This window comes from Paenibacillus sp. FSL R5-192 (genome assembly GCF_000517845.1).
Lineage (GTDB): Bacteria > Bacillota > Bacilli > Paenibacillales > Paenibacillaceae > Paenibacillus > Paenibacillus amylolyticus.
Genome location: NZ_ASPR01000047.1, coordinates 138,586 through 163,354, shown reverse-complemented (window position 1 = coordinate 163,354; position 24,769 = coordinate 138,586). Strand labels below are relative to the sequence as shown.

Sequence of the window (24,769 nt, the reverse complement as noted above, 5' to 3'; positions counted from 1 at the left end):
AAACCTTTGAATCTAGCCCAACATAGTAGGAAATTGGTTTATGTAAATACTATTTCAGTTGAAAAAGGGATGTCCATCGTCACATGCAACATGACGTGTGGAACATCCCCTTTTTGAATTACTAAAGCGTTACCTAACCTCTCTACTTCACTTCGTCCTGCTCTGGCAAAATCAAGCTCTCGGCCCCGCCCATATAGGGCCGCAGGGCTGCCGGAATGTGAATGCTTCCATCCTCCTGCTGATGATTCTCAAGCAAAGGAATCAGGATACGCGGCGATGCCACCGCCGTATTATTCAAGGTGTGACAGTAGACCAACTTGCCTTCGGCATCGAGGCAACGAATATTCGAACGGCGCGCCTGAAAATCATGCAGATTCGACGACGAATGCGTTTCTCCATATGCACCGCGGCTTGGCATCCAGGTCTCGATGTCATACTGTTTGTACGTTTTCTGCGACATATCTCCGGTACATACAGCGACAACACGATACGGCAGTTCCAGTAATTGCAGCAATTCTTCGGCGTGTCCTGTAATCTCTTGCAACATGCGCTCCGATTCTTCCGCATCAGGAGCACAGAGAATGACCTGCTCAACTTTGGCAAATTGGTGCACACGGTATAATCCGCGTACATCCCGTCCGCCGGAGCCAACTTCACTGCGGAAACACGTCGATACCGCAGCCAGCTTCACAGGCTCTTGAACATCAACAATCTCATCCGCATAATACGAGACCAGCGGCACTTCAGAAGTTCCCACCAGCCACTTGTTCTCCCCTTCGAGTTCATAGACCTGATCTCGACCGGTTGGGAAGAATCCGGTGTTCACCAGTGCATCCTCCCTGACCATCAGCGGAACCTCCATCGGTGTGAAGCCGTGCTTCAGAAGCAAATCAAGCGCAAGTTGCTGTACTGCTCGATGTAATAACAGGCCAGCGCCTTTTAATACATAGCTTCGCGTACCGCCAATCTTAACTCCACGGGGAATATCGATGAGATCATGCAACTCCCCAAGTTCCACGTGATCTTTGATGTTATACTCGAACGTTGGCACCTCTCCCACACGTCGCAGCTCTACATTGTCTGCGTCCGACGAGCCATTGGGGGTATCCGGGGATACGATATTGGGTACCAGCCATTGCAGCTTGGTTACTTCCTCCTGCACAGGGGCGAGCCTCGCTTCCACCTGTTCCAACTGTTCATTGATCTGTTTCACCTGAGCCCGCAAACCCTCGGCCTGTTCCCGATTCCCGGCTTGCATGAGTCTGCCAATATCAGCAGATAACGTATTGCGCAACCTGCGACCTTCTTCCGATTCCTGCAAAAGTGCCCTGCGTTCCTCATCCCGCTCTAACAATGTGCGAATGTTGATCTTGATTTTTTTCCCGTCTGCTGCGGCCTGAACCTCTTCTGCATGTGCACGAATCCACTTCATTTCTAACATGGTCACCGTCTCCTTTGGCTGTAAAAATACAAAGAGCGCCCTCATCCCTTGGGACGAGGAGCGCTCTGCTCGCGGTGCCACCCAACTTGCTGAATCAGGATATCCTGCTTCCAGCCTCTTGGTCCGCGATAACGGGCGGTTCCGGTTAACTTGGGGAAATATCGCTCCCCTGGCGAAAACGCCTCCGAGTTGGATGCTCTTCAACGGCATGGTCCGATCTGTAATTGTTGGTCTCAGTATATACGAACGCCGGACCAGATTGCAACCTTCTGTATCGATCAGGAATTCATGGCACAACTTAACATGTCCTGTTATGATAGACTTTGTCTTCAAGATTGCGCTTTATTGTGATCCTCAATTTATGTATATAAGTAGAAGGAGTTCTTTATGAAAAAATTACTTTGGATCGGATGTCTGTCCTATTTCCTGATTGGACTTGCCCACGTTGTGCTCGGTTCCATTCTACCGGTTGCACTTGAACATTACGGCAAAGATTATAGCCAAGGCGGAACGCTGATCTTTGCTCAATTTGCCGGATTCCTCGGTGGTGTATTGTTATCCCCTTGGCTGAACAGACGCTTTGGTAAACGGGGAGGCCTGTTAATCGCCACAGCACTACTCTGTATTGCAGAATTATCCTACATGCTGCTGCCACCATGGGGCTGGATGTTCGTCATTGCACCCGCTGCCGGCTTTGGATTCGGAATGGTTGAAGCTGTTATTGGCACCATTATCATCGCTGCAATCAAAGACAATACAGCCGTTGCCATGAGTCGACTGGAAGTGTTATTCGGGATCGGAGCGATGGTCATGCCGCTCATTGCCAGCGGTCTGATTGCTGCTGGATACTGGCGCCTGTCATTTCTCGTTGTTGCCATCTGCGCAGCGCTGACCTTTATATTCTGGGCGAAGGGATCATTCGGTGAACTCGATAAGTTTCTAGAGCGACAGAGTTCAAATAAAGGTTCAGTACATGCCCACAGTGCTGGGACATCGGATGAGATGCATCCCGCATCTGCAAGTACATCCAGTCCAACCTATCGTGGCCGTAACAGGACTCTTCTGGTATTATTCGTCCTGTTCTTCTTCCTCTATGTTGGCACAGAGATGAGTCTTGCGAACTTCATGCCGGCGATCCTGATTGAGAAAATGAACATGAAGGAAGCCGGAGCAGCCCTTAGTGTCACCTGTTTCTGGATTGCCATGTCCGTGGGACGGCTCTTCGCCGGTTATATCGCAGAGAAATTCCAATACCGCGTATATGTCCTGTACAGTTGTCTTGCATCTGTTCTCTTGTTAATGATATTTCCATTTACAAACCAAATCTGGTCTGCATTTCTCATCATCTTACTGCTTGGACTTGCGATGTCAGGGATATTCTCCATTGCCCTTGTCTTCGCCAGTAAACTGTTGCCCGGAACAGAAGAATCCACACCTAGCATTTTGATTGCCTCAGGTGGGGTTGGCGGTGCCATTCTGCCTTTGACTACGGGATGGAGTCTTGATCATCTGGCGGTTAATCAGTCTGCATGGATGCTTGCGATCTTTGCAGTTGGCCTGCTTGTCATTAGCGTAATCACGTTTCAATGGCAGAACAAACATATAGCCAATTCTGCGACTTAACAGTTCTGTGTTGATCCAGTCCTGAGGATTAGAAATACCTATTAAAGAAATTGAAATGTCCACCGCCATGGCCTGACGGTGGACATTTTTTTGTAGCGTTACTCTGTTCTAACGAACCTAGCACACGCTATCCCCCTCCATTTCCGCATGTTTGAAATCTAACGAATCCTAGAGACGTTATTATAGATAATTAGCTTCAATTAAATGTCTCGTTGGAGGTTTTTTGCATAATAACACCGCTGAGATTCGTTAGGTTTTCATTCCCTTAGGAACTTGCCTAATAAGGTGTCCTCGATTCGTTAGCGCTGTAATATGGCGGCAGTGCCCTATCTTTGCCTCTCTCATCACCTTTCATTAAAGGTGAGAATAATATCTATTCATTTGCACAAGATTGCCCAGGAAATACTTATGGTCAACCAAATCACACACTTTTATTAACGACAGGCATTACGGGCCCGTTATCCTTGATGAACTTACCGAATACATATCGGACGAGTGGTCCCAGAACGATCAACTGATATGGAAGCGCAAGGCTGAAGTTACGAGCAATGGTATGGAGATACGTACGGAGTACGGATGACCCACTTAATTGATCAGCGAGATATGCCGAGATCATTCCATACATGGACATGATCAGAACCATGCCAATCACCATGAAAAATGAAATGACGAGCACACCCAGAATCTTGTAGGACTTGTCAAAGGGCAAAGAGAATGCAATCTTTCTCGCCACAGGGCCAACAATGAAAGACTCCACCAGAAACGCGATGACAAAACATAATATGAATTGAAGCAGTATTTCAAGCGGGGACATCTTGCCGAGTAACCCACTGTGCCATAGATTGAAGAACATCATGACCAAGACCATTCCTATACACATCATTAATCCGAAAATAATTTGTTCCTTCTTGCTGGTTGGCAATTCTCTCATCCTCTCTGTTTACCTTCGTAATTATAGAGATGAGGAAACCCTTCACATAAGTGAACATTCTGTGAAAAGTTATGATTTTTCCAATTTAAAATTGGATTTGACAACCATGTAGTACAGCTCTATGATATCCCTTAAAATGGTAGAAACATTCACTACATAAGGAGGTTTTTGATTGTGAGTTTTCAAAAGCGCATTGACCACGTCGGCATTGCCGTTCGTGATCTGGAGACCACGCTGCGTTTCTACACGGAGATCGTTGGTCTTGAATTGAAAGACCGGGTGACCCATACCAACGGCGTCATTCAGCTTGCCTTCCTTGGCTTCAATGGAAGTAATGAGACTGAGATTGAGTTAATTCAAGGATACAGCGACAAGCTACCTTCTGAAGGTACGGTGCACCATTTTGCGATCCACGTGGATGATCTTGATTCTGAGTACAAACGCATTCAATCCACCGAAGCCGAATTTATCGACGGAGAGATTATCACATTGCCTAACGGTTACCGCTATTTCTTCATCCATGGACCTGAAAAGGAATGGATTGAGTTCTTCCAGCGCTAAGAATTGGAGCTGATTTCATGAACATTTTAATTACTGGCGCAGCCGGAAAAATTGGACGTGACTTGTCCCAACACTTGTCAGAAGCATTTCGCCTGCGACTAACGGATTTAAATATCGACAGACTGCATACGTATCAAGGGACCAGCCATGAGATCATGACACTGGATGTGACAGACCCCGAAGCCTGTCAGCGTGCTTGCGAAGGCATGGATGTGGTTGTACATCTGGCTGGAGATCCTTCCCCGAATGCCGGATTTTATGAATCGTTGTTGGACATCAATATCAAAGGTACATTTAATGTATTCCGTGCAGCTAAAGACCAAGGTGTACGAAGAGTCATTCTTGCAAGCAGTGCACAGACGATTGAGGGGTATCCCATTGATGCTCAAGTCTATCCGGACATGCCAACACGTCCACGGAATTTGTACGGGGTTAGCAAATGTTTTGGAGAATCGCTCGCTTCCTATTTTGCGTATACCGAAGGTTTACAAAGTGTAGCAATACGTATAGGTGCATATGATGATTTTCAACCGGACGGACCCGTGCTGGAGGCAAGGGATATGAGCGCGTATATTAGTCCGGCTGACTTGTGTGATTTGATGTTCAAAGCAATTACAACTACCGATCTGGAACCCTTCACCATACTGCATGGGATCTCGAATAATCGGTTTAAACGATTAAATCTGGAAAACACTCAGAAACAGGTAGGTTATGACCCCAAATCCGATGCTTTTGCACTCAGTCAGATTGCCTTATATGATTCCCCACGATAATTATTGAAAATAACACATCCAAACAGGCTGTTATACATATGTATAACGGCCTGTTTGATAACTTATACGTGTCCCTATCCAGTTCATGACTGGACACGTTCCACCCGCTGGCCTATAATTACACCTAGTAATGCCCGTAACTTCATAGTTTCCCAGGGGAGTCGGAATTGGCCGGCTGAGAGTGTATCCCACCAAGATACTAACCCTTAGACCTGATCTGGATCATGCCAGCGTAGGAATCGGAGTATATCGAAATGGCACAGCCCTATGGCTGAACGCCACCTCTCTAACGCCTGCACGCGTCCCGGAATACGGGGCGCTTTTTTTGTTACTATCAGAAAGTATAAGTTTGGAAGCATCACCTTCCTGATATTGCAAGAAAAACTGCCGCTAAGCGCAGTCTGGCTTCCTTGAATGACATCGATGGACGTTTTACTTGTTCAAAAATAACGTCATCCGGATCTCAACTGGTATAAATCTGTCGATTTATGCAAGATGATTGGATATGAAGCCAAGGAGTACCCCGTGCCAATCGGCCGGACATACCGAAGGAGAGACCACAGATGAAATGGCGTAAAACGATGGGATTGTTGCTCTTGTGCGTGCTTATGGTGACTGTAGCCGCATGTGGTGGCAAAGAAGCTGCCCCAGCTGGGCAGAACGGCAACACAAATACGGAAAGCAGCAACGAAGGTGACACTGCCGCCCTGAAAGATATTAAAGTGGTGCTCGACTGGACACCAAATACGAATCATACAGGCCTGTATGCAGCTGTAGATCAAGGTTTTTATAAAGCCGAAGGCTTGAACGTGGAGATTGTACAACCAGGTGCCGGTGGCGCAGATACAATGGTTGCCTCCAATGAAGTGCCTTTTGGCGTAAGTTATCAGGAGAGTGTAACTCAAGCCCGCACACAGGGTGTTCCATTGGTCTCCATCGCAGCAGTTATTCAGCATAATACATCTGGTTTCGCTGCTCCGGCGGATCGGAATATCAAGTCACCGAAAGATTTTGAAGGTAAAACCTATGGCGGTTGGGGTTCCCCAGTCGAAGAAGCCGTGATGCAATCCATTATGGAAGGCGACGGAGCCGATGTATCCAAAGTGAAAAACATTAACATGGGTGACGCCGACTTTTTCACCGCAGTGAAACGAGACATTGATTTTGCATGGATTTTCTACGCTTGGACGGGTATTGAAGCCGAACTGCGCGGGGAACCGATCGACATGTTATATGTGAAGGATTATTCAGATGCATTGGATTACTACACGCCTGTACTAGTAACAAACGAGCAGACGATCCAAAACGACCCTGAGTTGGTGAAAGCATTCCTGAAAGCCACTTCAGAAGGATATCAATACGCAATTGATCATCCCGAAGACGCAGCCAACATTCTGATCAAGGCCGTACCGGATCTGGATAAAGACTTGGTACTGGCAAGCCAGAAATGGCTTAGTCCAAAGTACACAGATGACGCCCCACGCTGGGGTGAGCAAAAGCAGGAAGTGTGGCAGAACTACACCGACTGGATGTTTAGCAAAAAACTGCTGGATGAACAGATCGATGTGAGCAAGGCATATACGAACGAGTTCTTACCCCAATAAAATTTCTCATATAAAACGAACTTAAATTTTACACGAGGACGGAGAGGACAGAAATAACGTGAAAAAGCGAAGCGGTCGCCTTTATCACCGGATTTTCCCTTTAGAGAAAGGGAATCAAAAAAATCTGGGGATAACAGCGATTGGAAGGTTATTCTGTCATCGAAGTGGCAAGTGTAACAGTCATTAGTTCATTTTATATATCACGAAAGGAGCCGTGATCTCTCATGGCAAGCACACTACTTAGTATTCAGGTTATCCCGAAAACGCCAAATGGCGAGAACTCTTATCCTTACGTTGATCGAGCCATTGAAGTTATTCAGCAATCTGGCTTGAAGTATCAGGTGAATGCGCTCGACACAACGATGGAAGGTGAACTGGAGGAACTGCTGGAAGTTGTACGTAAAATGCACGAGGTACTTGTGGAGGCTGGCAGCCCAAGCATCATCTCCCAGATCAAAATCGCCCATAGCCCTACTGGCTTCAGCATGGATACCCTGACGGAGAAGTATCGCTAATGCATGCCTATTTCAAGAGTGTATGGCCGCCCATTGTGGCGGTTATTCTCTTTATAGCGATATGGCAGGGAGCCGTCTCCCTCTTCCATATTGAGAAATGGATGCTGCCTGCACCGTCCGACATCGCCCGCGAAGCCGCAACCCAGGCCGAGCGGCTTGGCATGCACGCTTCCGCAACCATTCAGTTAACGCTGATTGGATTCGCGGCTGGCACAGCGGTCGGATTACTGATAGCGATGGTGCTGCATTTGGTCCCTTTTCTCAAGTCAGCCCTGTACCCTTTACTTATTCTTAGTCAAAATATCCCAACCATCGCGCTCGCGCCGCTCCTGTTAATCTGGTTTGGATTCGGGCTGTTGCCCAAGCTGATTACGATCATCCTCGTCTGCTTCTTCCCTGTTGCAGTGGCGGCGATGGATGGCTTGACCCGTACTGACGCGGCGATGATGAACTATATGCGCATGGCTGGTGCGAAACGTCATCAGATTTTCTGGAAGCTGGAGCTTCCTCATGCTCTGCCATCCGTGTTCTCCGGTGTCAAAATCGCCGCTACCTATAGCGTGATGGGTGCCATCATTGCCGAATGGATTGGTGCAGACAAGGGTATTGGTTATTATATGATGTTGCAAAAGTCAGCCTATCGCACGGATCGCCTATTCGTGGCAATCATGATTATTGTCGCGCTCAGCTTGTTGCTCTTCTTGCTCATTGCCCTACTGGAGAAGCTGCTTGTGGGCTGGCGGCCACAGAAGCGATAGTAAAGATGTAATCTGTATATTAGGAAGTGATGATCATATGAATCGGCAACTGGACCAACAAGTCCAGCCTGAACGAGGAACAAGTGTATTGGAGCCAAAGCATGGTGAAAAACATCACCCGGCTACGCCTGATCAACCTGCCATTACGACTCCTGCTCCGGTTCCACCTGCACTGGACGTTGTTAATGTTCATGCATCATTCCGCGAACGACGGAGTAGGCTTTCGGTTCTGAACGGACTGTCCCTGACTGTGGAGCAAGGCGAGTTTGTCGCTATCGTCGGGCCTTCTGGCTGCGGTAAAAGTACCCTGTTCCATATCATCGGCGGTCTGCTAAAGCCACAGGAAGGCCAAGTGCTTATGAACGGTCAAAATGTAACGGGACAGCGTGGCAAGATTAGTTATATGCCGCAACAGCCCGCCCTTTTCCCTTGGCGTACCATTGAAGACAATGTACTGCTTGCTGGAGAAGTGGCTTCAAGCGCTCCCCCTCGGACCGAAGCACTTGCAGAAGCTCGTAAGTGGTTAAGCAGCGTGGGTCTTGCCGGGTTCGAGCAGGCATACCCTCATATGCTGTCGGGCGGAATGCAGCAGCGTGCTGCATTTCTGCGCGCCCTGCTCAGTCCGCAGGAACTCATGCTGCTGGACGAACCTTTCAGCGCGCTGGATGCACTGACACGTAGCGACATGCAGCGCTGGTTGCTCGATATCTGGGAACAGAACCGCCGCTCGGTGCTGTTCATCACCCATAATATCGAAGAAGCATTGCTGCTTGCGGATCGGGTCTATGTATTATCCAACCGACCTGCAACAGTGTTGCACGAGGTACATGTTCCTTTTGATCGCCCAAGACGAGAAGAAATTACGGAGGAATCCGCTTTTCTGGAGCGTAAACGGCAGATTGCTCAGTGGATGCGAGAAGAACAGCAGAAAGCCCGCCTATCATAATAGCGCGGGTTTTTAAGTTATTATTTTCCTTTAATAGGTGATCCGCCTTAAGAAATTCTGCGTAACATAGTTAGAATATAACTGAACACAAGGAGGAATTCCCTCATGCATTCTCAAGCTTTTGCACCATTAATTGATGCTCATATTCACTTCGATCAGTATACCCCTGACAAACAACGCGAAATGCTGCTATCTTTCCCGTCTCAGCAAGTCGAGGCAGTCATCGCCGTGTCTATGAATCTCGCTTCTGCCCAGGCCAATCTGGAGCTTGCAAAACAACATCCACGTAACATCTATCCGGCCTTCGGTTTCCATCCGGAACAGGAACTGCCGTCCGTTGCAGAAATGGACCTATTCTTCCAATGGATCGAGAAGCATATGGGACAAGCCACAGCCATCGGAGAAGTTGGCCTTCCCTATTACAATCGTCAGGAAGCGGAGCAGGCAGGGCAACGCTTCGATCAGAGCGGGTACATTGAACTGCTTGAACGTTTCATCCAACTTGCCAAAAAGCATAACAAACCACTTGTCCTTCATGCGGTATACGATGATGCGGATATCGTCTGTGATTTGCTGGAGCAATATCAGTTCCGACGTGCTCATTTCCACTGGTTCAAAGGTTCTCGCCAAACCGTAAGGCGCATGGCGGACAACGGTTATTTCATTTCCTTCACGCCGGATATTCGGTATGAAGAAGAGATTCGTGAACTCGCCCGGCAATATCCATCAGAACAAGTGATGGCCGAGACCGACGGACCTTGGCCCTTCGAAGGACCATTTCAGGGACGAATGACACACCCGGCCATGACCAGACAGGTCATCCAGGCGTGGAGTGAGATCACTGGCATGGGAACCGAGCGGGCCGCCCGTCTTTTTTATCAGAACACAAAGCGTTTCTATGGCTTAACTTGATTACAATCTGGTAGTAGCAAGCACTCTCGCTTGCCCTGCCAATACAGCACAAAGAAGCCAGTCGGCTTCGCCACCGACTGACTTCTAGTCTACTATTATATATCAGTTGAACTAAATTTTTACACAGGAACGTAGAGGACAGAAATAACCTGAGGAAGCAGAGCGGTCGCCTAAAAGCTTTCTGAAAGAAAGCTACTTCGGAAGCATACGCTATCACTAGATTTTCACCTTCAGAAAAATTGGATCAAAAAATCTGGGGATAACAGCGATCGGAAGGTTGTTCTGTCATCGGAGTGGCAAGTGTAACTACCTTCAGTTCAACTTAGCGCTTCAAGAATCCTTTGCCTTCCAGGAACGGTCTCACTTGCAACCTTGTCGGCTCAGTCAGGCGCTTCGCCATCAGTTCGGACCATGGAGTCGTTCGTTCACCGTTAGTTCGTGCTTTCATGTACGCCGTCGTTGTCTCATCATACTGCTCAACACCTTTGATGCTCTGCTCGGCATTATAACGATTACGATGCAGAACTGCATTAAGTGGCAGACGCGGGCGAATTCCCGTTTCCTGATCTGCAACACCAATACACATGCCATACACCGGATATACCCCTTCCGGCAATTCCAACAGCTCAGCAACTTCCTCAATCCGGGTACGAAGCCCGCCAATATATACGATTCCGAACCCTAGTGACTCCGCTGCAAGAGCGGCGTTCTGGGAAGCCAGTGCAGCATCAATTGTGGCTACCATGAAATTCTCGGTTGAATCGGCATACGATTCCTTCTCAGGAAGATGACGTTTCGCAGCATCACTCAGCCGATACAGATCAGCACACCATACAAGAAACACCGGACATTCATTGACATAGGCCTGGTTGCCTGCCAATTCAGCCAGCTTGGCCTTTTGCGCTAAGTCAGTCACAGCAATTACGGTATAGGCTTGCACACTACTTGAAGAGGAAGCCATCTGCCCTGCAGATACAATGGCTGCAAGCTGCTCATCACTTACCGGGTCTGGCTTGAATTTGCGTACAGAGCGGTGTTTCATCATCAACTCAATGGTTTCATTCATGGTGGTTCACTCCCAATCCTCGAAGTACGAACTCAATTGTCTGCTCAGCAAGCTCGTCTGTATTCATATCCTGATAATCAAAGCCAAATCGTGAATTCTTGGCCCGTTTGTGCGCCAAAGCCACACCCATAACCTGAAGCATCGCATAAGATACGGACTCGACCTGGAACAATCCCTGGTCTTTTCCTTCTTGCAGCAGTTCCCTCACTCGGGTCCATACAGGGTCTAGAAAACGAAATACGGTAGCTGTACGATGTGTCCGCAGTGTAATTTCAAGCTGCACAATATCGCTCATCTCCCGATCCGTCATCGTGAACTTCACAACTTCACCAATAATTCGTCGGATACCTTCCACAGGCGAGGACATGGACTCTTCAGCCAGCGCGTTCATCATATGCCCAGGGAAAAAATGCTCAAATAACGCTTCGAACACCTTTTCTTTGCCGCCAAAATGATAAGACACCAGCGACACATTGGCACCTGCCTCATCACATATTTGACGAACACTCGTCCCGTCATACCCCTGCTGTGCAAAAAGCTTCTTGGCTGCAAGCAATATCCTCGTTTTGATATCCAACTCCGGTTCAGTCATTCCGTCCCGCTCCCTCTTGTCCGTTCATCTCATTCGCTCCAGCTCAAGGACTGCAGCCAGCGAATCATCTGTCTATTATATTACACCAAGCACCCCGATGAAAATCATCGGGGTGCTTGTCCTATCCTATAAAGCAATGGTATACATCTGCTGTATTAGTTGTTTGCTTGAGCAGGGCTTGGAGCCATAGCTGGCATGCGTTGTTTTTTCAACAACGTCACGACCAGTGACAACGCAACGGCAACCAACAGTACAATCACGATAGAGCCCGCAGCAGACTGAACTCCTGGGCCTCCCAACTGCACGCTCAGAATACCCTGAACGGCGTATGTTGCAGGCAGGTACTGCCCAATGCCGCTATAGAAGCTGTTCAGTAATTCACGCGGTACCATTGCGCCGGAGGATACCAGTTGCAAGGACAGTGAGATGATGTTGAACAGACTTCCTGCTGGTCCGAAGCAGATCAAGAAGAACTGGGAGAAGAACATGAACGTGCACAGGAAGAGCGCCTGGAACAACCAGAATGCAACGAATCCTTGTGCAATCTGTCCTCCCAGTGCCACGATCAATGATGATCCCAGCAAGGAAACAACCAATGCAGAACCCACGTTAATGACTACTCTCGCGCCAAACAAAGTCAAGCGGGAATAGGTAGATGACAGCATACCCATGGCTGTCTGGAGGTTCATCCCCATGATCATGGCACCTACATAGGAAGCCAGTACCATCATCATCGGCACCATCTGATTATTCATCCCGTTAACCGGGTTGATGGACGTTGTCGTTCCTTCCACTCGGGTAGTCAGGTTTGTAGCGGCTTCAGCAGCCTGATCGGCAGGCGCACCTGAAGCGGTCAACACCGTCTGTACCCCTTGTGCTGTAGCTTGTTTGTTAATCGTGTTTGTCACACTTTGTGATACACCTTGCATCATGCTTTTGATCGTAACCGGGTTCGCTTCATTAATGGTGTATTTAATCTCGGCGGTTGAGCCAGCCGTCTGAAGCAATTCGTTAAACCCAGCCGGGATATCCAGCACCATGTGTACTTGGTGATGATTCAGCTGATCCAAAGCTTCAGCCGCACTTAGATTGGATACGGTATGGAAAGGCAGTGTTCCTGCGAGCGAATCTGCGATTCCTTTGGACATTTCTCCGTCCTCGTTCACAATCGCAACCGTCAATTCTTTCGCACGGTCATTTACTCCAGAATATGCGGTCATCCAGATCACGCTAAAGATCACTTGGAACATAAGTGCTGTTACGATCCCTACAATCACTGGCGGTTTTTTAAACAATGTACGTAAAGCCTGTAACATAAAAGGTGTCCTCCATTACTCAAATAGTTCTAATTTGATTTAAACAGTTGTTTGAATCAAACGATCGTTTAAATTTTATGTGAATATGTCCATATTGTCAACTCATTTTTTGAAAAATTCAGAAAACGTAAGCTTTATTTATGAATACAATTGATCCATTTTCACAAAAGTGCATTATGCTTTCCTTTCTCCGTAGAAAAGAACATCTAATACCAACGATTCAGGCTTATTTTCTGGCGACTCAACTGTATTTTTCTCAACAAAAAACACGGTCCGCCGCAGCGAACCGCGTATTTATTCATCCTCACTTCATTGACAATGAGGCGTTGAATATATCTCCAAACAAAGGTCGGTCAGTCATTTCTCTTCAGCTTCATGCGTTGCAGACGCAGCGAATTCAGTACAACCGACACGGAGCTGAACGCCATCGCCGCCCCTGCCAGCCATGGAGCCAAGAAGCCAACTGCCGCAATGGGAATACCAATCACGTTGTATCCGAGTGCCCAGAACAGGTTTTGTTTGATGTTCCCCATCGTGCGCCGGCTCATCTCAATCGCATCTGCAATGCTGTTCAGATCACCACGCATCAACGTAATATCCGCCGCTTCCATCGCTACATCCGTTCCTGTTCCGATCGCCATCCCAATATCCGCTGTAGCGAGTGCCGGAGCATCATTAATGCCGTCACCTACCATCGCGACTTTCAGGCCACTCTCCTGAAGTTTCTTCACTTCCGCAGCTTTACCCTCCGGCAGAACCTCAGCCAGTACTTTACCGATCCCTGCCTGTTCAGCTACAGCGCGAGCTGTTCGCTCATTGTCTCCCGTAATCATGATGACATCGATCCCCATCGCCTGAAGACGACCGATGGCTTCACGAGAGGTATCCTTGATGGTGTCAGCCACAGCCACGATCCCTGCCCACTGACCATCCACCGCTACCAGCATCGCTGTACGCCCTTGTTCCTCCAGACGGTTCATCTGCTGAACGGTTTCCTCAGAGACATTCACCTGTGCATCTGCAAGCAAACGACGCGTGCCGACCAGGATCTCCTGCCCTTTTACTGAAGCTCGCACGCCGTATCCCGGTATGTTCTCGAACTTCTCTGTTGGGGTTAGCTCCAGACCCTTCGCACGAATACCTGCAACAATCGCCTCTGCCAGCGGATGCTCGGAACTCTGTTCGGCCGCTCCCACGCGCTCAAGCAGATCAGATTCCGTCCAATTCGGAGCCGTGACAACATCGGTAAGGACCGGTTTACCTTGGGTTACTGTACCTGTTTTGTCGAGCACCACGGTCTGAATCTGTTGTGCCGACTCCAGATGTTCGCCGCCCTTGAACAGAATGCCATATTCAGCCGCACGTCCTGATCCAGCCATGACAGAAGTCGGCGTTGCCAGCCCTAGTGCACATGGACAAGCAATGACAAGCACGGCAATCGCTTTTTCAAGGGAACCGGCGAAGTCACCCGGACTTGCAAACAGATACCAGATCAGGAATGTCAGCGCAGCTATGCCGACAACAATCGGAACAAAAATGCCTGAAATGACATCTGCGATCCGCTGGATCGGTGCTTTGGAGCCCTGAGCTTGCTCGACTACTTTAATAATCTGGGACAAAGCCGTATCCGATCCCACTCGGGTCGCACGCAGTCGTAATACCCCGTTTTTGTTCAGCGTAGCACCTGTAACGGGATCTCCTGGCTTTTTATCCACGGGAAGGCTCTCTCCACTAAGCATGGATTCATCTACTGAGGATTGCCCTTCTTCAACAATACCATCCACCGGGATGCTATCACCCGGCTTCACCAGAACCAAGTCACCCACCGCGACATATGCGGCAGGAACCATCACTTCCTGTCCATCACGGATGACACGGGCTTCACGTGGAGCCAGTTCAATCAGGCTTTTGATCGCCTGTGAAGAGCGACCTTTCGCCACAGCTTCGAACCATTTTCCCAGTAGAATTAACGTTATCAGAATTGCACTTGTCTCATAATAGAGTTCTACCGAGGGCATGGCGGCTGTGCTCGTTCCCATTGCCCCATGATCCATGGTTGTAGAAGGTAAGTACCCACTGGATAACGTCAGATAGAGACTGTAGAAAAACGCTGCACTGGTACCCAATGCGACGAGAACGTCCATATTGGCACTGCGGTTACGTAAGGCTTTGTACGCCCCCACATAGAATTGCCATCCAATCACGAACTGTACCGGCGTTGCCAGCAGTAGCTGGAACCAAGGGTTCATGAACAGATCTGGGACATAGATTCCGGATGTGAACGAGAAATGCCCGACCATTGCCCACAGCAAAGGAATCGATAACAAAGCAGATATCATCCATTTCCACTTTTTGCGTTGCAGCTCACGTTCACGAACCGATGTGGTCTCTTCTTGTGTCAATTGCAGTTCAGCACCGTATCCCATCTGCTTGATCTTGGCGGTAATATCCGAAGGTTTCAATGCACCAGCGGCATATTCGATATGCCCTGTTTCCAGCGCCAGATTCACATTCGCCTGAGATACCCCCGGTAGTCGGGAAAGACCTTTTTCAATCCGGGCAGAACAAGCAGCACACGTCATACCTGTGATGTTCAGATCAACCGATTCGGACAACGTACCGTAGCCCAATGCTTCCACCTTATCTCGCAACGCATTCACGTTGGTTGTCTTTGGATCATAAGAAACGGTTGCCTGTTCGATGGCCAGATTCACATTGGCCTGCTGAACCCCTTCCATGCGGGACAATCCCTTCTCCACTCGTGTCGAACATGCAGCACAGGTCATCCCCGTGATGTGCAGTGTTGCCTTCAGCCCTGGTGCGTCTGCCATAGGTGGCATTGGGGTTGGTTCGGATGATCTATCCATTGGTTTATTCGTTGAGTTATCCATCATGTCAGCTCCTTTCATGTCGATTCAATTTTTGTATGTTGTACCCTTTATACCCCCAAGGGGTATATATCAGACAGAAAATTAGGCTTAAACCTGACTCTTGGAAAAAGGCACTCTGACCTCTTTTTCGCCCATGAGCATGTTCGGTTTAAGCCTGTGATCCCGTTAGACTACATCGTATCCCTGATCTTCAATCGCAGCTTTGATCTGATCCACGTTCACTTTCTGCTCATCATATTCCACAGCTACTGTTCCCGCTGCCAGATCAACCTTACCACTCGCTCCGGTATTCTTCACAGCTTCTTCAACTGATTTCACGCAGTGATTGCAAGACATTCCCGTAACGTTCAACGTAACATTAGACATTGTAAATTCCTCCTTGGGGTATATTAAAATGATAAATTAAATAGGTGAATAGATATAACTTACTTCATTAACTTCCGCATCGTAACCAGCAGTTCGTCCACAACCTCATGTTCACCAGCCTGAATACGCTCAACGATACAGCTCTTCATATGGCCTTCAAGCAAAAGTTTGCCTACTGAATTAAGAGCAGACTGAGCCGCCGCAATCTGCGTCAGCACATCATCACAGTACGTATCCTTCTCGATCAATCCCTTGATCCCGCGAATCTGACCTTCCACACGGTTCAAACGAGAAACCAGGTTACTCTTCATCTCCTGCGAATGGTGACTCTTGCGCACATGCTTCCCATCACTGCCCTCGGCATGACAAGATACTGCTTCTTGGACTGTAGCCAAAGCTTCCGTTGAATCTGACTTGGAGGATTGCAAAGGTTCCTCGGGATGGCTCTGATGATCCATCATGAACACCCCTTTTCTTTCGTTCTTTTCTAAGAGTAACATACCCCATGGGGGTATTCAAGGGTATTCTGATATTTTGTTAAAAATGGATGAATCCTTCCTAATTAAATAGGGCGATGCATCTTACAAGGTATACTCCATCCTGCTGCTGCGGACGACCAGACCCATCTGTTCATAGAAAGTCTGTGCCCCAGAGTTAAACGTCGACACGGACAATTCCATACTTTCTGCCTGAAGCTCTCTCCCTAGCTCGATGAATGCTTGTAGTAACTGTTTACCTGTTCCTTGGCCCCGATGTTTGTTATCCACTACAAGTTCATGGATGTACAACATCTTGCGATCCACCATCAATGAGTTATCTTGAATTACACTTAACTGCGCGCTCCCGTAACCCAAAATCAAGCCCGTTTCGGAAGACTCGGCAACATATAGGTAACGCTTGTCCGTTTCCAGCAGTTCGATGAACTCCTTTTTCTCCATTCTAGTCTCCAACGCTCTGTATAGATCCGGCCGCGCCTCGACATGCATCTGGTGCAGCTCATCCATCAACAATGACACGCCAGAGTAGTCCCTCATTTCTGCCTTTCGGATGTTAATCGTACCTGTACTCATCCCAATCACTCTTTCGTCTACTGAATTTTACATTATTATACAACCAAAAAGCAGATACCATAAGGGTACCTGCTTCGTTAATTTATCTTCATTCCATCAAGCCAATATGATGCTCATGTTGTTTATTTTTTCGAAGAAGTATTTCCTTCATTAAAAGCAACAGGTGATGGCTTCGCTGCCCATTCGTCCGCCTGCGGCTCAATGTCTACTCCGCTCAAAATCTTCTTTTTCTCCATCAAGGAATCCCCGTCTTCATCCAGCTTGTTGCGAATTTCCGCCTCGTCCTGAGGTTGATTGTTCTGTGTCATCATAGAGTCCTCCCTTTTTTCGTATTCATGTTGATGTTCCTTTATATAACGTGCCCACTTTCTGCATTATCATTCTCTTCGAGGGACACCCCCCCAAGTTAAGCTAAATCCATCTCTAAACCCTTTCGTTAATCGAAATCAACCTGTTTATCCAAAATGATTTCCTCTACTTTGTATTCCATCTCTGGTATTGAGGGAATCAAGGAGAATCGAACGTTTTCCAGAGAAGAAGGAAGGGCAGGAACCACTCGGAAACTAATTTGCGTCTCCCCACCTCCTCCACGACTGCCATGTCTCATGGTGATATGTCTCTGTTCGCTGAATATTTCCAGAGCCAAATGTGGAACCATTTGTATACGCTCAGCTTCATTCCCCTTATATTGAATCTCCACATAAACGAGGCTTTCGCCTTCATATTGCATCGAATGCGTAATCATATACTCACACGAATCTTTAATCATTTTCTTCATAATCGGCACCACACTCGTCAATTGAAGAGGTTCACTTGGAAAGTAGTGTCTTTGCGGCATCGGTTGCACGCTACGGAGAACGTATCGGATATCTTCCTCCTTCATATCCAGTAAGCTCACCCATTCATCGATGGTATTTTGAGGGGGTTGGTATTGGACAGCTCCGGTTAAGTCCTTTCTGGCTGCAACCAGTTTCAAAAGTTGCTCATCAATTCGCTGTACCTCATCGCTGTATTCATTAGGAATTTCACGTAATTCACTCCAGCCCATATTTAATCACTCTCCTAATTTAATGAAATGCCATGCAAATACAATTCGCTACTGTACCTGCATCTCCCTCTTAAAAAGGAAAGGACGCCCCTTAGGTCATATTCATGACCTTACGGGACGCCCTTTTTATATTGTCCACCTCAAATGGACATCATCTACTGGTTTGCTTGTAACAATGAGCAAAAATGTATACTTGCCTTAACCAACCTATACCTGATCCTGGCGAGCAAGCGCGGCTAGTGCGCGTAGCGCTGCATTAATCTCGCGCTCCACCGCTTGTCCAACCGCATCTGTATGCGGATCATACTCGGCTGCCAGGTCACTGTCCGCGAATCCATCGATCGCGACAATGGCTCCGGCGCGAGCGCCACGCAAGGTGCTGACGATGTAGAGTGCCGCAATTTCCATCTCAGCCGCAAGTGCTCCAGCCTGCTTATACTTGCGGTGTGGAATCTCTTCCACGCCTGCAAAGAACGCATCCAGCGTTACGGTAATACCAACGCCCACTTTGCCTGCAAATGTTGCAGCGTCAGCGCTTTCTTGCTCACGAGCAGCTTCGATCAACGCTTGTGTCACCCCAATGTCCGCTACCGCTGGAAAACCATCCGGCACCAGTTGGCGAGTCAACCCGTCCGTACGAACAGCGGCTGTACTCACAAGCACACTGCCTGCCGGATAATCCGCTGTATACGATCCCGCTGTACCTACACGAATCAGAGTTGTTACACCCGCGCGAATCAATTCCTCGAAGCAGACAGCTGCTCCAGGTGAACCTACACCATGGCTGACCACAGCGATCTGTACCCCTTCATACAATCCAACAAATGTACGATACTCCCGACTGAACGCCAGTTCTCTCGCCTGCTCCAGTTTACGGGAAATCTTCTCCGCACGTGCCGGATCACCACAGACGATGGCATATGCCGGCATGTCTTCCGAATGAATCTGCAAAATAGGCATCAACATATTAATCAAACTCCTTCTTCGTCCACTCGTCTTCCGGAATCGGCAGATCTTCACCCGAGAAGCGTTGTTCCTTGAACGGATCGGCAAAATGGTGGAAGCCATTCACTTCCCAGAATCCGTTCCGGTCTTCTGTCATAAACTCCAGACCACGTATCCACTTGGCACTCTTCCAGAAGTAAAGTTGTGGCACAACCATACGCAGTGGAAAACCATGCTTGGGTGTTAGTGGCTCACCGTTATATTTGAATGCAAGCAATACATCATCATGCATCAACTCTTCGAGCGGTACATTTGTCTCATAATCATGATCTGCATGGATCATGACGTATTTTGCCTCTGGCTTAACCCCCAGAAGTTTCACAAAATCGGAGAAGCGAATACCTTCCCACGGCGTATCGAATTTCGACCAACGGGTAACACAGTGAATATCACTCACCGTGTTCACCTGTGGCATCGCCTGCAACTCAGCTAAGGAGAACACCTTCTCTTCCTCCACTTCGCCGAATACCTTCAAGTCCCAGGTAGATAGGTCATATTCCGGCACTTCCCCTTCATGCAGAATCGGGAATTTCTCCGTCAGCATCTGTCCTGGCGGCAGCCGATCTCCGTGATCGTTACCCGTTTTGGATGCCGGGGTTTTACTTTTTTTCAAACGTTCAGCCTTGTTATGCAAGTGGAATTCCTCCTTCTTTTACTGTCTCTAACATAGACATTCAGGAATTAACGCGAGCTTCCGCCCGCTTTCAGTGCATCCTGTGCATAGGTACGGTCTTTGAAAAAGAACATCGCGACCAGCGTCACAATATACGGCAGCATCAACGTGAAATGCGTTGGCAGGGAGAATCCTTGCAGACGAATACTCAATGCTTCCATGAAGCCAAACAGCACACTGGAGCCCATGACGCCAAGCGGATTCGCTTGTCCTAACATTGTTGCCACCAGCGCGATAAAACCACGACCAGCAGTCATGCCTTCGGTAAACATCGTTACCTGACCGAGTGACAACTGTGCGCCAGCCAGAGCACACAACACGCCGCACATCAGAACGGCACCATACTGGATGCCACGTACCTTGATCCCGATGCTCTGTGCTGCAATCGGGTTCTCACCTACGGAGCGCAGGCGGAAGCCGGATACACTTTTGAACAGATAAAATTGTAGTGCAATCACGAGCACAATACCGAGGTAAACCAGCGGACTATGTCCCGATATTACATCGCCCACCCACGGGATGTCCTTAATCAGCGGAATATCCCACTTGGGAAGTCCCACCATGTCTTTGTCGTAGTATGCACCTTTTACATCAAAAATCGCACGCAGTGCAAAGGTCGTCACCCCCGCAGCCAGGAAGTTAAGCGAGATCCCGACCACGATGGCGTTGGCCTTCAGATTAATGCTTATAAAGGCAAAGAGCGCCGAGAATAACATCACAATAATAATGGAAAAGAGTACAGCCAACAGCACATTGCCAAACAGATAATTACCGACAATCGCGGAGAATGCACCGATCAGCACCAGTCCTTCGAGACCGACGTTGAACAGACCGACACGAGAACATAAAGCCCCACCGAGCGCTGCAAGCAGGATTGGAGTCATAATCCGCAAGGTTGAGCCAAACATGGCTGCATCAAACAGTTGTTGCATTGGACTTTTTCTCCTTTCTCCGCTTCAGGAATGAATAACCGATCTGAGCTGATACAAATAACGTCAATACAGCTTGGATGACACTGCCAACTTCCAGCGGTACATCCGTGTTCCGTTCCATCCCCATGGCACCCGTCTGTAGCGCAGCCAGCAAAATAGCTGCTACAGCTGTACCGAGTGGATGCGAGCGGGCAAGCAACGTTGCCATAATGCCGCTCCATGCGTAACTTGCCGATGACAATGAGCCATCAAGGAAACGGTACTGTGTACCGAGCACTTCCCCCGCACCCGCGAGTCCAGCAAGTCCACCACTGATGACCATGGACAGCATCATCATGCGAATGCGGCGAACACCACCGTAGGTTGCAAAGGACGGGTTGCTGCCGAGCATGCGGATCTCGTAACCGGTCACCGTTTTATGCGTGAACCAGTAGATCAGAATGGCCGCTACAATGGCAATAATGAAGCCTGCATGCAGCCCCATGCCCTGGAACAACTTCGGCAACCAGATACTCTGGTCAATCATGGGTGTCTGAGCCATTGCTGCAGATCCTGTGCGGTCCTTAAATGGATAGGAGACCATGTAGCCCCCGAAATAAATGGCAATATAGTTAAGTAGTAAGGTTGTGATCAATAAGTTCATCCCGAAGCGTGCATCCAGCCAGCCTGCAAACAGGGACCAGATTCCCCCGGCAATAATACCTGCCACAATCGCAGCAATACACACAAACCAGCCTGGTCCTGGCAGATAGAGCGCCGTGAGCGCGGCACTAAGCCCGCCAAGAATCATCTGGCCTTCGGCTCCCATATTGAAAAATCCGGCACGGAATGCCAATGCTACGCCAAGCCCCGCCAAGATGATTGGTGTGGAACGAGCCAACGTATTGGTGAAGAAGTAGAAGTTGCCGAAGGCTCCTTTCCACATCTCCGCATACGTATCTACCACATCACCGCCAACGATCAGAATCGCTACAGCCCCTGCAATCAGACCGATGAATACGGCAAGCAGCGGCTGTACGAGTCCGCGAAGTGTTTCTTTTACCCCATTCATATCCGCTCTTTCCCTCCTGCCATTAACAAGCTGATCTGTTCCTCAGTCGCTTCTTCTGCTCTCAGTTCTCCGGCAATTTCGCCTTCATACATGACAATAATCCGATCAGATAATTGCAAAATCTCCGACAACTCCGATGAAATGAGCAGAATGCCAACGCCCTCACTGCGTTTGCGCAGCAATTCGGCATGGATCGTCTCCATCGCTCCGATATCCACACCACGAGTCGGTTCGGCTGCAATCAGAAACGGTGTATCTTGTGCAAATTCACGGGCAGCAATCAACTTCTGCAAGTTTCCTCCAGACAGAAACTGTGCCTTGGTCTCCGCAGAACCCGTCTTGATGCTAAACTGTTGGATCCAGCTCTCTACCATCGTTTTTGCTGCTTTGGCTTTGATGATGCCCCGTGACTGCAAGCGATGATGGTGTCCCATTAGCCCGTTCTCGCGAACGCTCGCATCCTTGGCCGCTCCCCACATGTAGCGATCTTCCGGAATATGAGCAAGTCCATGCTCCCTTATTCGCCGTACAGGCCAGTTGGTTGTATCCTGCCCGGAGAGCACAACGCGACCACTATCCGCCTTACGTAGTCCGGCAATGACCTGAATCAGTTCCGACTGGCCGTTACCCGAGATACCCGCTATACCAACGACCTCACCTTTTCGAACTTCCATATGGATCTCCTTGAGCGCCGAACGATCCTTCGCTCCGGACAGATTAACCCCTTCCACTTGAAGCACGGCTTCGGCTGGAACCGATGGCTGCTTGTCCATACGCACAAGTTCACGACCAACCATCAGACGGGACAATTCCTCCACATGTGTATCCTTCGCTTCCAACATACCTGTCACCTGACCATCCCTAAGCACCGTGATCCGGTCGGCTACATCCATGACTTCTTGCAACTTGTGCGTGATCAGTACAAAGGTTTTGCCCAGCTTGGCGAGCGATTTCATGTTCGCCAGCAGTTCCTTCACTTCAAGCGGTGTCAGTACCGCCGAAGGTTCATCCAATATAATGATGTCTGCGCCCTGATGCAGCACCTTAAGAATTTCAACACGCTGCTGCATGCCAAGCGGGCACTCGGACACTTTTTTCCACGGGTCAACCGGCATGCCATATTGTCTGCCCAACTCATTTACCTGGGCTGCTGCCTTTTTGCGATCAAATGCGCCTGCCTTAGCCGGTTCGCGTCCAATCACGATGTTCTCCGCCACCGTAAAGGAAGGGAACAGCATGAAATGCTGGTGCACCATGCCGATGCCACTTGCCATCGCCTGGGACGGCGTAGCAAAGCTTACCTCACGTCCACGGACTTTGATTGTGCCTGACGTGGGCTGTTCCATACCGTACAGCATACGCATCAAGGTTGTTTTACCGGCCCCGTTCTCACCAACAAGGGCATGAATCTCTCCCTCACGCAAATTAAAACGGATGTCCCGGTTAGCGGTGAAGCCACCGTACTTCTTCGTAATCTGCTCCATCTCCAACAGCATATCTCGCGTTCGCTCCTCTCGGTCTCGGTCATTTAATAGCAGCAAAACCGGCTGCCTGATCGGGCAGCCGGCTGATCATTTCCATCACTCATTCATTGAAAAGAACATTCAAAACTATTGTTGCAATGGATCTTTGACTACGATTTTGCCGGATACGATATCATCCTTGATTGCTTTAACCTTGTCGATCACTTCTTGTCCAACAAAAGCATTCAATGGAGATTCGCTGTCACGTGTAACGTAAGTCAGGCCTACACCGTCTTCTTTCAAACCGTAGTTAACAGCGCCTGCTTTGAAGTTGCCTTCTACAAAATCTTTCACAGTCTCATAAGCAACCGTATCGGTTGATTTCAATTGAGACAATACGATATGTTCCGGGTCTTCAACGGTACGGTCCGTATCTTGACCTGAAGTGTAGAAGCCTTTTTCTTTGGCTGCTTCGAACACGCCGAGATCACCTACAGCGGATGCGCCAGCGATGAAGTCAGCGCCTTTGCCGAATTGTACCAGTGCCAATTCTTTTGCTTTGGCCGGGTCATTAAATCCACCTACATAGTTCACGAGAAATTCTGCGTCTGGATTCACGGATTCCAATCCTGCTTTGAAACCTTCCGTATATTTCTTGATCAATGGTACATCCATTGCTGCGATCATGCCGACTTTGTCTGTTTTGGTGGACAATCCAGCAGCTGCACCCAGCAGGTACGCCCCTTCATATTCACGGAAACCAACGCTACGAACGTTAGGAAGATCAACGGTTGTATCTACAATCGCAAAGGACTTGTCTGGATTCTCTGCAGCAACTTTCTTCAATGCATCTTCTGCCTGGAAAGTTGCTGTAATAATCAGATCATAATTCTCGGCAACCGCAGCACGCAGATTTTGTTCAAATGCTGCCGGGTCTGTCGATTCAATCGTCTTGGTATCTACTTTGAATTCTTCTCCTGCTTTTTTGAAACCTTCATCCATCTGTACAAAGAAAGGGTTAACCCCTATTTTTTCGGGAAGTACGAGGGCCATCCGAAGAGATTTCTCCGAATCACTGCCTTGGGCGGATTGTTCGTCTTTGGAAGCCGAATTCCCACAAGCTGCCAACAAAATAGCCAACATGATGATCGATAAGACGAACGATAAACCTCTTTTCATTTTGAAAATACCCCTTTTCAACATTCTTTTTTCTTATCCTAGCGGATACTGTC

The 24,769-nt window shown here is 48.5% G+C and carries 25 protein-coding genes and 1 riboswitch; of the genes, 8 read left to right on the top strand and 17 right to left on the bottom strand.

Features of this window, described 5'->3' with window-relative positions; genetic code table 11:
• Positions 1-142: 142 nt before the first annotated feature.
• Positions 143-1,441, bottom strand: coding sequence for a serine--tRNA ligase (gene serS, locus C161_RS23515; protein WP_036673175.1), 1,299 nt, complete (start codon positions 1,439-1,441; stop codon positions 143-145).
• A gap of 387 nt (positions 1,442-1,828) precedes the next feature.
• On the opposite strand from serS, the gene C161_RS23510 reads away from it, so the two are divergent.
• On the top strand, positions 1,829-3,064 hold the full coding sequence (locus tag C161_RS23510; RefSeq protein ID WP_036673173.1) for an MFS transporter: 1,236 nt from the start codon (positions 1,829-1,831) through the stop codon (positions 3,062-3,064).
• A 421-nt stretch (positions 3,065-3,485) separates the two neighbouring features.
• Here C161_RS23510 and C161_RS23505 read toward each other — a convergent pair whose 3' ends face one another.
• Positions 3,486-3,995, bottom strand: coding sequence for a hypothetical protein (locus tag C161_RS23505; protein ID WP_327196805.1), 510 nt, complete (start codon positions 3,993-3,995; stop codon positions 3,486-3,488).
• Positions 3,996-4,169: 174 nt separating this feature from the next.
• Here C161_RS23505 and C161_RS23500 point away from each other — a divergent pair, with 174 nt between their 5' ends.
• From C161_RS23500 to C161_RS23470, 7 genes are all read left to right on the top strand, one after another.
• The gene (locus C161_RS23500; RefSeq protein WP_036673171.1) at positions 4,170-4,556 is read left to right on the top strand and encodes a VOC family protein; all 387 of its coding nucleotides are present in this window, start codon (positions 4,170-4,172) and stop codon (positions 4,554-4,556) included.
• Between the two features lie 17 nt (positions 4,557-4,573).
• Positions 4,574-5,329: an NAD-dependent epimerase/dehydratase family protein gene (locus C161_RS23495; protein WP_036673169.1), complete on the top strand. Its 756-nt coding sequence runs from the start codon at positions 4,574-4,576 to the stop codon at positions 5,327-5,329.
• A gap of 144 nt (positions 5,330-5,473) precedes the next feature.
• A riboswitch (TPP riboswitch) is annotated at positions 5,474-5,586 on the top strand.
• A 306-nt stretch (positions 5,587-5,892) separates the two neighbouring features.
• Complete coding sequence (locus C161_RS23490) at positions 5,893-6,933, top strand: ABC transporter substrate-binding protein (RefSeq protein ID WP_036673166.1); 1,041 nt, start codon at positions 5,893-5,895, stop codon at positions 6,931-6,933.
• A 224-nt stretch (positions 6,934-7,157) separates the two neighbouring features.
• Positions 7,158-7,448: a thiamine-binding protein gene (locus C161_RS23485; RefSeq protein WP_017690996.1), complete on the top strand. Its 291-nt coding sequence runs from the start codon at positions 7,158-7,160 to the stop codon at positions 7,446-7,448.
• On the top strand, positions 7,448-8,206 hold the full coding sequence (locus C161_RS23480) for an ABC transporter permease (RefSeq protein ID WP_036673164.1): 759 nt from the start codon (positions 7,448-7,450) through the stop codon (positions 8,204-8,206). The genes C161_RS23485 and C161_RS23480 overlap by 1 nt, the downstream gene beginning before the upstream one ends.
• A 37-nt stretch (positions 8,207-8,243) precedes the next feature.
• Positions 8,244-9,152 carry an ABC transporter ATP-binding protein gene (locus tag C161_RS23475; protein WP_051449906.1) on the top strand — a complete coding sequence of 303 codons (909 nt, stop codon included), beginning with the start codon at positions 8,244-8,246 and terminating at the stop codon, positions 9,150-9,152.
• A gap of 105 nt (positions 9,153-9,257) precedes the next feature.
• Positions 9,258-10,064 (top strand): TatD family hydrolase, encoded by an 807-nt coding sequence (locus tag C161_RS23470; protein WP_084650464.1) that lies wholly within the window; start codon positions 9,258-9,260, stop codon positions 10,062-10,064.
• Between the two features lie 322 nt (positions 10,065-10,386).
• On the opposite strand, the gene nfsA is transcribed toward C161_RS23470, so the two are convergent.
• The 15 genes from nfsA to C161_RS23395 form a co-directional block, all read right to left on the bottom strand.
• A complete protein-coding gene (nfsA, locus tag C161_RS23465; RefSeq protein WP_036673161.1) occupies positions 10,387-11,130 on the bottom strand; it encodes an oxygen-insensitive NADPH nitroreductase in 744 nt (247 codons plus the stop codon).
• Entirely contained in the window at positions 11,123-11,722 is a 600-nt protein-coding gene (locus C161_RS23460; RefSeq protein ID WP_036673159.1) for a TetR family transcriptional regulator, read from the bottom strand. The genes nfsA and C161_RS23460 overlap by 8 nt, the downstream gene beginning before the upstream one ends.
• A 155-nt stretch (positions 11,723-11,877) precedes the next feature.
• Positions 11,878-13,038 carry a YhgE/Pip domain-containing protein gene (locus C161_RS23455; RefSeq protein ID WP_036673157.1) on the bottom strand — a complete coding sequence of 387 codons (1,161 nt, stop codon included), beginning with the start codon at positions 13,036-13,038 and terminating at the stop codon, positions 11,878-11,880.
• Between the two features lie 353 nt (positions 13,039-13,391).
• A complete protein-coding gene (locus C161_RS23450; protein WP_051449913.1) occupies positions 13,392-15,878 on the bottom strand; it encodes a heavy metal translocating P-type ATPase in 2,487 nt (828 codons plus the stop codon).
• 216 nt (positions 15,879-16,094) lie between these two features.
• Positions 16,095-16,295 (bottom strand): copper ion binding protein, encoded by a 201-nt coding sequence (locus C161_RS23445; protein ID WP_036673156.1) that lies wholly within the window; start codon positions 16,293-16,295, stop codon positions 16,095-16,097.
• Between the two features lie 59 nt (positions 16,296-16,354).
• On the bottom strand, positions 16,355-16,753 hold the full coding sequence (locus C161_RS33440; protein ID WP_017691005.1) for a metal-sensitive transcriptional regulator: 399 nt from the start codon (positions 16,751-16,753) through the stop codon (positions 16,355-16,357).
• A gap of 123 nt (positions 16,754-16,876) precedes the next feature.
• The gene (locus C161_RS23435) at positions 16,877-17,365 is read right to left on the bottom strand and encodes a GNAT family N-acetyltransferase (protein WP_036673153.1); all 489 of its coding nucleotides are present in this window, start codon (positions 17,363-17,365) and stop codon (positions 16,877-16,879) included.
• A gap of 122 nt (positions 17,366-17,487) precedes the next feature.
• Positions 17,488-17,673 carry a hypothetical protein gene (locus C161_RS23430; protein WP_036616704.1) on the bottom strand — a complete coding sequence of 62 codons (186 nt, stop codon included), beginning with the start codon at positions 17,671-17,673 and terminating at the stop codon, positions 17,488-17,490.
• A gap of 128 nt (positions 17,674-17,801) precedes the next feature.
• Entirely contained in the window at positions 17,802-18,413 is a 612-nt protein-coding gene (locus tag C161_RS23425) for a hypothetical protein (protein ID WP_036673151.1), read from the bottom strand.
• 207 nt (positions 18,414-18,620) lie between these two features.
• On the bottom strand, positions 18,621-19,379 hold the full coding sequence (locus C161_RS23420) for a nucleoside phosphorylase (protein ID WP_036673149.1): 759 nt from the start codon (positions 19,377-19,379) through the stop codon (positions 18,621-18,623).
• Between the two features lies 1 nt (position 19,380).
• Entirely contained in the window at positions 19,381-20,052 is a 672-nt protein-coding gene (locus tag C161_RS23415) for a sulfite oxidase-like oxidoreductase (protein WP_036673147.1), read from the bottom strand.
• Between the two features lie 47 nt (positions 20,053-20,099).
• A complete protein-coding gene (locus C161_RS23410) occupies positions 20,100-21,023 on the bottom strand; it encodes an ABC transporter permease (RefSeq protein ID WP_017691011.1) in 924 nt (307 codons plus the stop codon).
• Positions 21,007-22,074, bottom strand: coding sequence for an ABC transporter permease (locus C161_RS23405; protein WP_036673145.1), 1,068 nt, complete (start codon positions 22,072-22,074; stop codon positions 21,007-21,009). The genes C161_RS23410 and C161_RS23405 overlap by 17 nt, the downstream gene beginning before the upstream one ends.
• The gene (locus tag C161_RS23400) at positions 22,071-23,570 is read right to left on the bottom strand and encodes an ABC transporter ATP-binding protein (protein WP_036673143.1); all 1,500 of its coding nucleotides are present in this window, start codon (positions 23,568-23,570) and stop codon (positions 22,071-22,073) included. Before C161_RS23400 ends, C161_RS23405 begins: the two co-directional genes overlap by 4 nt.
• Before the next feature lie 114 nt (positions 23,571-23,684).
• The gene (locus C161_RS23395) at positions 23,685-24,716 is read right to left on the bottom strand and encodes a BMP family lipoprotein (protein WP_017691014.1); all 1,032 of its coding nucleotides are present in this window, start codon (positions 24,714-24,716) and stop codon (positions 23,685-23,687) included.
• Positions 24,717-24,769: the final 53 nt, after the last annotated feature.

Bases quoted from the DNA above. Each gene is read 5' to 3' on its own strand.
- C161_RS23495 (WP_036673169.1), top strand. From the start codon at position 4,574: ATGAACATTTTAATTACTGGCGCAGCCGGAAAAATTGGACGTGACTTG.
- C161_RS23485 (WP_017690996.1), top strand. From the start codon at position 7,158: ATGGCAAGCACACTACTTAGTATTCAGGTTATCCCGAAAACGCCAAAT.
- C161_RS23435 (WP_036673153.1), bottom strand. From the start codon at position 17,365: ATGAGTACAGGTACGATTAACATCCGAAAGGCAGAAATGAGGGACTAC.
- C161_RS33440 (WP_017691005.1), bottom strand. From the start codon at position 16,753: ATGGATCATCAGAGCCATCCCGAGGAACCTTTGCAATCCTCCAAGTCA.
- C161_RS23405 (WP_036673145.1), bottom strand. From the start codon at position 22,074: ATGAATGGGGTAAAAGAAACACTTCGCGGACTCGTACAGCCGCTGCTT.
- C161_RS23490 (WP_036673166.1), top strand. From the start codon at position 5,893: ATGAAATGGCGTAAAACGATGGGATTGTTGCTCTTGTGCGTGCTTATG.
- C161_RS23400 (WP_036673143.1), bottom strand. From the start codon at position 23,570: ATGCTGTTGGAGATGGAGCAGATTACGAAGAAGTACGGTGGCTTCACC.
- C161_RS23475 (WP_051449906.1), top strand. From the start codon at position 8,244: ATGAATCGGCAACTGGACCAACAAGTCCAGCCTGAACGAGGAACAAGT.
- serS (WP_036673175.1), bottom strand. From the start codon at position 1,441: ATGTTAGAAATGAAGTGGATTCGTGCACATGCAGAAGAGGTTCAGGCC.
- C161_RS23505 (WP_327196805.1), bottom strand. From the start codon at position 3,995: ATGAGAGAATTGCCAACCAGCAAGAAGGAACAAATTATTTTCGGATTA.
- C161_RS23480 (WP_036673164.1), top strand. From the start codon at position 7,448: ATGCATGCCTATTTCAAGAGTGTATGGCCGCCCATTGTGGCGGTTATT.
- C161_RS23510 (WP_036673173.1), top strand. From the start codon at position 1,829: ATGAAAAAATTACTTTGGATCGGATGTCTGTCCTATTTCCTGATTGGA.
- C161_RS23445 (WP_036673156.1), bottom strand. From the start codon at position 16,295: ATGTCTAATGTTACGTTGAACGTTACGGGAATGTCTTGCAATCACTGC.
- nfsA (WP_036673161.1), bottom strand. From the start codon at position 11,130: ATGAATGAAACCATTGAGTTGATGATGAAACACCGCTCTGTACGCAAA.
- C161_RS23430 (WP_036616704.1), bottom strand. From the start codon at position 17,673: ATGACACAGAACAATCAACCTCAGGACGAGGCGGAAATTCGCAACAAG.
- C161_RS23450 (WP_051449913.1), bottom strand. From the start codon at position 15,878: ATGCCACCTATGGCAGACGCACCAGGGCTGAAGGCAACACTGCACATC.
- C161_RS23425 (WP_036673151.1), bottom strand. From the start codon at position 18,413: ATGGGCTGGAGTGAATTACGTGAAATTCCTAATGAATACAGCGATGAG.
- C161_RS23460 (WP_036673159.1), bottom strand. From the start codon at position 11,722: ATGACTGAACCGGAGTTGGATATCAAAACGAGGATATTGCTTGCAGCC.
- C161_RS23455 (WP_036673157.1), bottom strand. From the start codon at position 13,038: ATGTTACAGGCTTTACGTACATTGTTTAAAAAACCGCCAGTGATTGTA.
- C161_RS23420 (WP_036673149.1), bottom strand. From the start codon at position 19,379: ATGTTGATGCCTATTTTGCAGATTCATTCGGAAGACATGCCGGCATAT.
- C161_RS23410 (WP_017691011.1), bottom strand. From the start codon at position 21,023: ATGCAACAACTGTTTGATGCAGCCATGTTTGGCTCAACCTTGCGGATT.
- C161_RS23395 (WP_017691014.1), bottom strand. From the start codon at position 24,716: ATGAAAAGAGGTTTATCGTTCGTCTTATCGATCATCATGTTGGCTATT.
- C161_RS23470 (WP_084650464.1), top strand. From the start codon at position 9,258: ATGCATTCTCAAGCTTTTGCACCATTAATTGATGCTCATATTCACTTC.